At 64.5% G+C, this 10,410-nt stretch carries 12 protein-coding genes; 9 read left to right on the top strand and 3 right to left on the bottom strand.

Annotation, left to right across the window (positions count from 1 at the left end):
* From AS25_RS00070 to AS25_RS00090, 5 genes are all read left to right on the top strand, one after another.
* On the top strand, positions 1 to 666 hold a 666-nt coding region (locus AS25_RS00070; RefSeq protein WP_035959088.1), incomplete at its 5' end, for an IS3 family transposase.
* A 773-nt stretch (positions 667 to 1,439) separates the two neighbouring features.
* The gene (locus AS25_RS00075; protein ID WP_035959091.1) at positions 1,440 to 1,703 is read left to right on the top strand and encodes a glutaredoxin domain-containing protein; all 264 of its coding nucleotides are present in this window, start codon (positions 1,440 to 1,442) and stop codon (positions 1,701 to 1,703) included.
* 73 nt (positions 1,704 to 1,776) lie between these two features.
* Complete coding sequence (locus AS25_RS00080) at positions 1,777 to 2,109, top strand: hypothetical protein (RefSeq protein ID WP_035959094.1); 333 nt, start codon at positions 1,777 to 1,779, stop codon at positions 2,107 to 2,109.
* Between the two features lie 82 nt (positions 2,110 to 2,191).
* The gene (locus tag AS25_RS00085; RefSeq protein WP_035959096.1) at positions 2,192 to 2,983 is read left to right on the top strand and encodes a ParA family protein; all 792 of its coding nucleotides are present in this window, start codon (positions 2,192 to 2,194) and stop codon (positions 2,981 to 2,983) included.
* Positions 2,984 to 3,015: 32 nt separating this feature from the next.
* Positions 3,016 to 3,417: a hypothetical protein gene (locus AS25_RS00090; RefSeq protein WP_035959102.1), complete on the top strand. Its 402-nt coding sequence runs from the start codon at positions 3,016 to 3,018 to the stop codon at positions 3,415 to 3,417.
* Between the two features lie 279 nt (positions 3,418 to 3,696).
* On the opposite strand, the gene AS25_RS00095 is transcribed toward AS25_RS00090, so the two are convergent.
* The 3 genes from AS25_RS00095 to AS25_RS00105 form a co-directional block, all read right to left on the bottom strand.
* Complete coding sequence (locus tag AS25_RS00095) at positions 3,697 to 4,023, bottom strand: histone-like nucleoid-structuring protein Lsr2 (protein WP_035959106.1); 327 nt, start codon at positions 4,021 to 4,023, stop codon at positions 3,697 to 3,699.
* Between the two features lie 270 nt (positions 4,024 to 4,293).
* Positions 4,294 to 4,854, bottom strand: coding sequence for an ImmA/IrrE family metallo-endopeptidase (locus tag AS25_RS13990; protein ID WP_084117910.1), 561 nt, complete (start codon positions 4,852 to 4,854; stop codon positions 4,294 to 4,296).
* Positions 4,855 to 4,864: 10 nt separating this feature from the next.
* Positions 4,865 to 5,230, bottom strand: coding sequence for a helix-turn-helix domain-containing protein (locus tag AS25_RS00105; protein WP_035959110.1), 366 nt, complete (start codon positions 5,228 to 5,230; stop codon positions 4,865 to 4,867).
* Between the two features lie 282 nt (positions 5,231 to 5,512).
* Between AS25_RS00105 and AS25_RS00110 the strand changes: the two genes are divergently transcribed.
* The 4 genes from AS25_RS00110 to AS25_RS00125 all read left to right on the top strand — a co-directional run.
* Positions 5,513 to 6,409: a DUF8370 family protein gene (locus tag AS25_RS00110; protein ID WP_035959112.1), complete on the top strand. Its 897-nt coding sequence runs from the start codon at positions 5,513 to 5,515 to the stop codon at positions 6,407 to 6,409.
* Positions 6,410 to 6,453: 44 nt separating this feature from the next.
* Positions 6,454 to 6,930: a hypothetical protein gene (locus AS25_RS00115; RefSeq protein WP_052160572.1), complete on the top strand. Its 477-nt coding sequence runs from the start codon at positions 6,454 to 6,456 to the stop codon at positions 6,928 to 6,930.
* 68 nt (positions 6,931 to 6,998) lie between these two features.
* Complete coding sequence (locus tag AS25_RS00120; RefSeq protein WP_052160573.1) at positions 6,999 to 10,046, top strand: restriction endonuclease; 3,048 nt, start codon at positions 6,999 to 7,001, stop codon at positions 10,044 to 10,046.
* A 41-nt stretch (positions 10,047 to 10,087) separates the two neighbouring features.
* Positions 10,088 to 10,410, top strand: a 323-nt coding sequence (locus AS25_RS00125; protein WP_035959115.1) for a transposase, incomplete at its 3' end; no start/stop codon positions are given.

Here is a 10,410-nt window from a genome sequence, read left to right on the forward strand (position 1 = left end):
CAGACCGCGAGGTTGATGAAGGTGGCAGGGATCGAGGGCGCAAGGCGCTCGAAACGGGTGAAGACGACCAGGCCGGATCCGGCGTCCGCGCGACACCCGGATCTGGTGCAGCGGGAGTTCACCGCGACCGCTCCGAACCGGCTCTGGGTGACGGATCTGACGTTCGTGGCGACCTGGGCCGGTGTCGCGTACGTGTGCTTCATCATCGACGCGTTCTCCCGCATGATCGTCGGGTGGCGGGTCGCGTCGCACATGCGCACCGAGATGATCCTCGACGCCATCGAGATGGCCCGCTGGTCCAGAGGTCACCGCCACGCGGACCTGCGGTGTCACAGCGACGCGGGGTCTCAATTCACGTCCATTCGCTACGGCGAACGCCTCGCGGAGATCGGCGCGACGCCGTCGATCGGGACCGTCGGTGACAGCTATGACAATGCCCTGGCCGAGACGGTGAACGGGTACTACAAGGCCGAACTCGTCCGCGGGCCGGCCCGGTCCGGGCCGTGGAAGACGGTCGAGAATCTCGAGCTCGCCACCCTCGGTTGGGTGCACTGGCACAACACGCAGCGCCTCCACAGCTACCTCGGCGACGTCCCGCCCGCCGAGTTCGAGAACGCGTTCTATGCTGTCCAAGCCGACCGCGAACACCTGGTCGGAATCAAATAGCGCGAGTCTCCATCAGACCCAGGGCGCTTCAAAGGGCGTTTTGAAATAAATGGAGTTGAATCCTCCAATTTGGTGATGTGAGGGAGATGAAGATGTCCAGGGAGAATGGGAGCCTTGGGTGTCCGCTCAGCCCTCTAAGCTCCGACGACTCAGTTGCTCTCTGGGCGCTGGCGTCCACGAGAAGCAGAAGGCTGGGGTGAGCCGGCATCCGCGCGCTTCGACGCATGCCCACCCTGCTAAAGCTTTAGCACGGTGGGCATGTCGCTGCGCGAAGAGGGAGCTCGACATCAAGATCGTCGGCATGATCCGATCCACGGCGACCCAGGAGGTTGAAGCGGAGGGCGAGGATTACGTTGCCGCCCGCGGGCAGCTGCTCGCGTCCATCTCCAAGGGATTCGAGCTACTCGACGTTCGCAGAGACTCTTAGGCGGCCGCCCTACCGCGTGGTGTCCACGCGGATGCTGACGCCCCCTGTCGACTGCTCGTTGGTGGGAGCTTTTGTACACCCGACTATTCCCAACCTCTACATCAAAATCATCCATTTACGCCATTTACTCCATTCATGCAATGGAGTAAATTAATGGTTAAAGTAGCGAAGTCAGACCGGTTGGCGAGGATGGCCTCACTACTCCGACATCGCCCACGTGCTCTACCCGCACGGTGTTTCCGGTGCCGGCACCGCCGGAGTCGTTGCCGTGCTCCACGACGGTGCCGTCGCCGGGTGCAGCCTCTACACCCAAGACCGGCTCTTCCCCTGAGCCCAGGAGGGCATCATGACCACCATCACCATCTACACCCTCCCCGGGTGCGTGGACTGCCAGGCCGCCGGCCAGGCCATGGACCGCAAGGACATCCCCTTCGGCCTCATCAATGTCGCCTCCCTGCCCGCAGCCGCCAATTTCCTCCGCGGCCTGGGCTACCAAGGAGTGCCCGTGACCGTCGTCCGCGACGACGACGGCACCGTCCAGGACCACTGGCACGGCCTGCGCCCGGACAAGCTCCACGCCCTGGTGCGACAGCGCACCCAGCTGACCTAACCCGTCGCCCGCAGATCCACGGCACCCCGCACGATCGAACCCTGCGAAGTCCACCCGCCCCCAGGAGGACGCCATGACCATCCAGTCCGAGGACGAGCGGACCAGCAAGCACCGGGCGACCGCCCAAAAAGCGGCCCGCGCCGCCCAGGAGGTCCTGGCCGAGATCGAAAAGCTGCGCGCGGCCGCCCAGGCCGCCGCCGACAGCGAAAAGTGCACCCAGTGGCTCACCCGCCACGCCCAGCGCCTCGAGGTGCTGGCGCGGAAGGCCCAGCGCCTCGCCGATGCCGCCACCGAGGCGTGCCTCAACGCCGACCACCTCAACGGGGAACACCTGGCCGAGGTCACTGCCACCGCCTGTCGCGCCCGGGACGACCTTTACCGCGTGTACTTCTCCATCACCGCCTGAGACCCGTCGACACACCTCTGCATTTTATTTACTCAACGCCTCCATTTACTAAACTGAGGTAAACACTCAAAGGAGGCACCGTATGGACATCCTTGCCACCGTGCTGCAGAAGGGTGGCGTGGGCAAGACCACCACGGCCTACCACCTCATCCGTGCCGCCCAGCGGGCGGACAAGCGCGTGCTCGCCATCGACATGGACCCGCAGGGCAACCTCACCACCGCCCTGACCCCCGAACGGCTGCCCCTGGACGAGGTCAGCCTGGCCGATGTCATCAACCCCCAGCAGGCACCGGGGGAGGAGCCCGTCACCCTGGCCGACGTCATCGTGGCGACCATCTGGCCCGGGGTGGACCTGGCCCCCACGGTGGGGCGGGCCCTGGCGATCATCGAGCAAGAACTCACCCAGGCCCCCCGCACCGAGGAACGGGCACGGACCCTCCAGCGCGCCCTTCAGGGGGTGGGGGAGCGCTACGACCTGGTCATCATCGACTGCCCCCCGAACCTGGGCATGCTCACCGTCAACGCCCTGGTGGCCGCCCACGGGGCCGTGCTGGTCACCGAGGCCGGCCTGTTCGCCGCCGACGGAGTGGCCCTGATGCGCGACACCATCGGCTCCGTCCAGCAGCACTACAACCCCGACCTCACGATCCGCGGGGTGCTGCTCAACAAGTGGGAGCCGACGACCCTGGCCGGGCGCGAATGGCGCCTGACCCTCCAAGAAGCCCTGGGGGAGCAGCTGCTGGACCCGCCCATCCCCAAACGCGCGGTGATCCGCGACGCCATCGAGACCGGCGACGCCCTGGACAGCATCAAGGGCGGCCAGTCCATGGCCGAGCTCTACACCCGCCACCTGGCCAAGATCACCAGCCGCTGAGACCCGCCGGCACGAAAGGAACGACCCCGACCATGAGCACCACAGGACGCCGCCGGAAATCCACCTTCCTCACCGGCCAAGACGCCGTCGCCCCCTCCATCACCGACACCACCGCCCCCGCACCGGCACCGGATGCCGCAGCACCCGCCGCACCACAGGAGACGGCGCCGGCGCCCGCGGCCGAGCAGCAGAAGGGCGAGAAGAAGAGCAACGCCACGGACACCCGACGTCGCCTCCAGGTCCAGATGGACATCGACGACCTCGCCGAACTGCGCTCGGCCTACAACCACGTCGCCCAGCGCGGGCAGACCCTCAGCGACTTCGTCGCCGGCATCATCACCGACCGGATCCACCAGTACCGCGATGAAGTCAACGACGGACGGCCCTTCGGCGGTGCCGGCACCGTGACTCGGGGCCGGCCTCCCAAGTACTAGCCAAGAATCCATACACCCCATTTACTCCAATCGTGTAATGGAGTAAATGGGGTGTTTTCGTAGGAGGGTCAAGTAGTCGAGCCGGCAGCCCCTTGCCGGATCAGGGCGAGCAGCCCGTCGACGGCTGCGTGCCGTGCGGAGAAACCGTGGTGACGGCCCAGGTACTCGAGTCCTGCCCGAGACGTTCCTCTGCCTTGTCGCAGCGGTGCCCGTCAACACCGGGCCAGCCGCCGCGGAGCTCTCGGGAGACCGAATGCAGTCCGGTGGGGGAGTGGGGGACTACTGGGCGGCGTAGTAGGCGTCCTTGACGGACTGGTGGATACGGCCGCGGTCGGAGACCTCGTAGCCGTTCTCCTTGGCCCAGGACCGGATCTTCGCCGTCTCGGAGCTGCTGGACGAGGAGCGGGTCCCGGTGGCCCGGCCGCCCTTGCCCTGGGCTCGCCGCCCAGCGGCGGTGTAGGGGTGCAGGGCCTCCCGCAGCTTCTCCGCATTGGCTGTGGACAGGTCGATCTCGTACTGCCGGCCGTCCAGGCCGAACTGGACGGTCTCCTCAGCAGGACCGCCCTCGAGGTCGTCCTCCAGAATGATCTGCACGCTCTGGGCCATCACAGCACCTTTCTTCTGATGTCGTCGCTGCTTTCGTCGGGACACGTCCCTGGCCAAACGGCTTGAACTTCTCTACCTTCCTTCAGGGAAGTTGACGGGATAGAGATCAGACTGCCATGGGCGCTATTACCGACCGGCCCACCTTACCCATAAGTCCTCCAAATTTTTTGGGCGTGAATGAGATTGCTCTTGCTGAGTCTGGTTCTATGTAGATCGGCGAGATGGCTCTCCGCGGAGTGGTGAGGGGCGGGCTTTCGTGTGGAAGTGCTACTAGTTCCATCCGCGTGCTGCTCTTGTTCGTTGCACGATTTTTCTAGCCCCGCTGGCATTCATCCGCCAGGCCGCGTGCTGAATACTTACCTCGAAGAGAGCAGCGACTTGCTCATTAGTTGCATCCTTCCAGGCCTGGCGCCTGGCCGCTTCGAAGGGAATGAGAAGCTCTCCGGCCAGCAAGTCGGCTTCCTTCTCGTTGTCGCCACCCAAGCCGCACTTGCGGTCATGAGCAAGCGTGACCCCGAAGGGGTGCTCAAGGAGGACGTGGGCCATCTCGTGACTCAGGGTGGAACGTCGCCTTTGGGGTGTATGGCTGTCGTTCTCGAGAATGAGTAGCCCGGAGCCGTTGGGGATAAGTGCTCCTGACAATGCAGTGGGCCTAATTCCCGTGAAGTACTGAACAGCGTCAGTGGCATCTAGATCTGTCAGTTGGACGACCTGCACACCGTACTCATCGGCCAGGTGGTACGGGTCAAACGGCTCGTGGGCGCCCAGGCCTATTTCGGCGCGCACCTCCAATGCTAGGCGTTTACTTTCCGTCTTGAATCCGCGGCGCATGGGTCGATCGTTAGCCTCTGGACTTCACATGTGCAACTGTGGCGCTGATGACCTTCTCTAGGTATTCCACGTCCTCTGGGGTCAGCGATTTTTCTGCGCGCAGAAGTGGCGCCAATTTCGTCATGAGCTGAGGCTCTCGAAGGCCGGATGTGTCTTCTCCTTCGTGGTCGAAGAAGGTCTCCGCAGGCATTCTCAACCAGTCCACCAAGGTTGCGAAGCTGTTGGCGTCAGGCTTGAGGCCGTTCCCCAGTCGGGACAGCAGGGATGGGCTGACCCCGATCTCCTTGGCCAGCTCGCGCCAGGACATCCCTTGCTCGTTCTTCGCTGCCTCCAGCGTCGCGTAGAGGCGCTGGGAGTCCACCGTTGTTTTAGTCATGCCTCTATTGTGCCACTTCCGACGCAGTGTGCCGAATGTGAATCGATGTGTTATACTTGAAACATCGTGCCTAACTCGACACAGAAAGGAGGAGCACATGGCTGGCAAGCGCGGACGCAGCTCGATCACCGGGCGATTCGTCAAGCAGTCCACGGTCAAGCGTCACCCCAAGACGACGACCAATGAGTCCACCAAGAAGCGTGGCAAGTGAACCAACCCCTGGCCGTGGGGCGGATGCGTGCATGCGCCCCACGGCCACCCTGAACCAGAAAGAAGACCCTTATGCGTATTACTGAGCACTACCTCATCCAAGGCGACGTCCCGTTCCTGGACGTTCATCTCGACCACGACAACCAGTTGTTCCTCGACCCCAGTGCCATCCGCAACGCCGCCGGGCCACGCGCCCGCCAGGCGCAGGCCCTGCTGCAGGCCTACTTCATCGAGGTCCTCAGGCTCCGCCAGAGTGTCGGCCGCGAGGACCAGGCACGCGGGCGAGCCCTGCTGGCTGGACTGCATGAACCCAATGAGAACCGCCTCGGGTTCAGCCAGGGCGGCGTCGGTGGGCACGCGATCGGTCCGGGTATCGCCGATGACCTGTGGGACCTGCTGGGCCACAACCCGGCGGCCGTCGATGCCGCGCTCACCCGCATCGAGGACATCCCACTGTTCATCCATCAGGTCGGCGACGATCTCATCTCAGACCTCACCACCCGCATCATCTACCCGGTGCTGGCCCAGTTCACCTCCGAGATGGTGCAGCGCTACCCCGCACTGGGCCAACGCCTGACCACCGAGCGGATTGGCATCTACAGCCCGCAGACCCAAACCTGGGAAGAGGAAGCGTTCACACTCCCGTACGCCTTCGACCGCCAGATTCTGCTCATCCCCAAGAACTGGGTGTTTTGGCGCCTCCTCATGGACCCGGATGCCTTCTACAACCGTTTCGCCACCACTTCGGTGCAGGAAGAACGCCAGAGGATCGGGGCCGATGGCCGGCTGTGGAAACCCTCGAAGGCGTCCCTCAACGATGAGTTCACCGACCACAAGCAGCTCAACACGGATCGTGCCGCTCTCCACCGCCAGGGAGGGCGGGACCTCGTCGCCGAGTACCGCACCCAGGTGGACCAGGAGTTCGAGCCACTGACCGACGAAGAACTGCACCTCCGCACGGCCGCGTGATCTCAACGGCGCCCCACACCGGGAAATCCCCGAACGCGGGCCGGATGGGCAAGGCTGCGGAGTACCTGGTCGCCTCGTTCTGCATCCTCATCACCCAAGGGCGACTGAACGTCTCCACCTCAATGGTTGATGACGAGGGCGTGGACCTGGTGTTTCACCAGAGTGAGGGCACCGCGACATTGGCGGTGCAGATCAAGGCTCGAATGCTCTCAGGCTCCGCGGCAGGGCGAGGACGGTTCCTAGCCAACGTTCGTTCAGAGACCTTCACCGCTCGGAAGGACCTAGCCATGCTGTTCGTCGCGGTCGACGACGAGCAAGGACGACTCGACACCGCCTGGTTAGTTCCCAGTGCTGCCTTCCAGGAACGAGTGGGCGCGGCCACCGGGCAGAACAAATACCGCTTCTCTGCGTCTTTAAAGGCGGGCACGCAGGACCGGTGGGCGCCGTACCGGCTTGAGCCTCTGGAGTTGCCTGGGGCGATCCTGCACTTCCTGGACGAGCTGGAGTCCTCTGACCGGTAGATTCATCGGTGCCCCCAGTGCAGTCGAGTAGTAGGAGTGACCCTGTGACGACGTCGGTCCATGAGGTAATGGAAGCGTTCCGGCAGGAGCGCACCAACTACGACCGGGGGGCGAAGTTCGAGGAGTTGATGGTCCGCTACTTCGAGCTGGACCCGATCTACTCCACCACCTTCGACCGGGTGATGCGCTGGTCGGACTGGGAGGGCCGCAACGGCCAACCCGACACCGGGATCGACCTGGTGGCCCGGCATCGAGGTGATGGGTCGTGGACGGCGATCCAGTGCAAGTTCTATGAACCCCATCACCACATCGCCAAGGCCGACATCGACTCCTTCCTAGCTGCCTCGGGCAAGAACGGGTTCAGCAACCGGATCATCGTCTCCACCACAGACCACTGGGGCCGCAACGCAGAGGAGACCCTGAAAGATCAGTCGATCCCGGTACAGCGGATCGGACTCTCGGAGATCGCCGCGGCCCCGATCGACTGGCACGTTGCCTGGCCGACCGAAGACGTGCTCGAGGTCGAGCTGGCCCCGGCAACGAAGCATCAGCCGCGCCCGCACCAGCAGGAGGCGATCGAGAAGGTCACCGCCGGCTTTTCTACCCAGGACCGGGGCAAGCTGGTCATGGCCTGCGGCACCGGCAAGACCTTCACCTCCCTGAAGCTGGTGGAAACCATGGCCGGCGCTACCCGTCAGCAGGGGAGGGCCGGGGCGTTCCGTGTGCTGTTCCTGGTGCCCTCGATTTCCCTGATGTCCCAGACGCTGCGTGAGTGGACCGGGCAGACCGCGATGCCGATGGCCTCCTACGCGGTGTGCTCGGACACCAAGGCGTCGAAGGCAGCTGAGGACATCTCCACGGTGGATGTGGTGATCCCGGTGACCACCGATGCCACCAAGCTCGCCCACGCCATCGCTTCCGAGGTCGGGGAGCCGGAGGTCTCGGTGGTGTTCTCCACCTACCAATCCCTGCCCGTCATCCACGACGCCCAGCAACAGGGGGCGCCGGGGTTCGACCTGATCGTCTGCGATGAGGCCCACCGCACCACCGGGGCCACCCTCGCGGGGGTGGACGAGTCGAACTTTGTGAAGATCCACGACGGGTCCTACATCACCGGCACCAAGCGTCTGTATATGACCGCGACCCCGCGGATCTTCGCCGAGGAGACCAAGGCCAAGGCCACCGAGAACGCCGCGGTGCTCACCTCCATGGACGACGAGACCGTCTACGGCCCGGAGTTCCACCGCCTGGGTTTCGGCGACGCGGTCGGACGCGGACTACTGACCGACTACAAGGTGCTGGTGCTCACGGTCGATGAGGAGTACATCGCCGGGCCCCTGCAGCAGCAGCTGGCCGATGAGAATCACGAACTGACCCTGGATGACGCCACGAGGATCGTGGGGTGCTGGAACGGACTGGCCAAGCGCACCGGCCACAACGGCGCCGGCGGCTTCGGAGCGGGGGAGAAGCCGATGCAGCGGGCCGTGGCGTTCCTGCGCGACATCAAGACCTCCAAGCGCCTGGCCGGCACCTTCGAAGAGGTCATCGACGCCTACGAGGCGGCCGGCGACAATATCCTGCGGTGCTCGGTGGAGCACGTGGACGGGACCTACAACGCCCTGGAACGCAACCACCGTCTGGACTGGCTCAAGGCCCCGATTCCGGAGGGGGAGTGCCGGATCCTCTCCAACGCCCGGTGCCTGTCCGAGGGCGTGGACGTGCCGGCGCTGGATGCGGTGATGTTCCTGAACCCGCGCAACTCCGTGGTCGACGTCATCCAGTCCGTGGGCCGGGTCATGCGCAAAGCACCCGATAAGGATTACGGGTACATCATCCTGCCCGTCGCGGTGCCGGCTGGCATGGCCCCGGAGGAGGCGTTGGCGGACAACAAGCGGTTCAAGGTCGTTTGGCAGGTCCTGCAGGCTCTGCGGGCTCACGATGACCGGTTCAACGCCATGGTCAACAAGCTGGACCTGAACAAGTCCAAGGCCACCGACAAGCTGATGATCGGCCACGTCGGCGCCGGAGATGGCGAGGACGAGTACACCGACAAGACCACCACCGACCAGGAGCAGGAGGACGCGCTGCGCCGCGGCGTCCAAGGAATGCTCAACCTCGAGATGGAGTGGCGCGACGCCGTCTACGCGAAGATCGTGGACAAGGTCGGCACCCGCACCTACTGGGAGGACTGGGCCAAGGACGTCGCCGACATCGCCGGCGCCCAACAGACCCGCATCCGCGCCCTCGTCGACCAGGCCGACGACGAGGTGGCCGGGCAGTTCACCGCGTTCGTGAAGGGACTGCGGGAGAATCTTAACGACAGCATCGGCGCGGAGTCGGCGATCTCGATGCTCTCCCAGCACCTGATCACCAAGCCGGTCTTCGACGCCCTGTTCGAGGGCTACGACTTCGCCGCCCACAACCCGGTCTCCATCGTCATGGACACCATGGCCACCGCCCTGGAAGGCAAAGGCCTGGACGCGGAGACCGAGAAGCTCGTCGGCTTCTACGAGTCCGTTCGGATGCGCGCCGCCGGGGTGGACAACGCCGAAGGCAAGCAGCGCATCATCGCGGAGCTCTACGAGAAGTTCTTCAAGCTGGGTTTCCGCAAGCAGGCCGACGCCCTGGGCATCGTCTACACCCCCACCGAGGTCGTCGACTTCATCATTAGGGCCGCCGATGACGTCTCCCGGGCAGAGTTCGGCCGCGGACTGACCGATGAGGGCGTGCACATCCTCGATCCGTTCACCGGGACAGGCACCTTCATCACCCGCCTGCTGCAGTCCGGGATCATCAGCGAGCACGACCTGGCACGTAAGTACGCCAGTGAGCTGCATGCCAACGAGATCATGCTGCTGGCCTACTACATCGCCGCCGTCAACATCGAAGCCACCTACCACGGCATCGCCGGCGGCGACTACCGCCCGTTCGAGGGCATCGTGCTCACCGACACCTTTCAGATGAGCGAGCACGACGACACCCTCGACACCGAGATGTTTACCGCCAACAACGACCGCGCCGCGACCCAGCTCGAGGCACCGATCAAGATCATCGTCGGCAACCCGCCCTACTCGGTCGGCCAAACCAGCGCCAACGACAACAATGAAGCGCCCTGAGTTTGTTGGAGGCTCCTGACCTTGGAAACGAGGATGGAGTTATGCCGAAGGAACTGGCGAATGGGAAGCCGACGACGCGTCGCTACTCGGACGAGGAGAAGGCCGCCGCGGTGCGGATGGTGAGGACGCTGCGGGCCGAGCTCGGGGTCACGCAAGGAACCGTGCAGCGAGTCGCGACGCAGCTCGGGTACGGGGTCGAATCCGTGCGGATGTGGGTGAAGCAGGCCGACATCGACGAGGGTGTCACCTCCGGCGTGAGCTCGGCGGAGGCGCAGCGGGTGAAAGAGCTCGAGCAAGAAGTCCGCGAGCTTCGCCGGGCCAACGAGGTGCTGAAGCGGGCTGCGTCTTTCTTCGGGGCGGAGCT

The organism is Kocuria marina, from assembly GCF_000786655.1.
GTDB classification, from domain to species: Bacteria; Actinomycetota; Actinomycetes; order Actinomycetales; family Micrococcaceae; genus Kocuria; species Kocuria marina_A.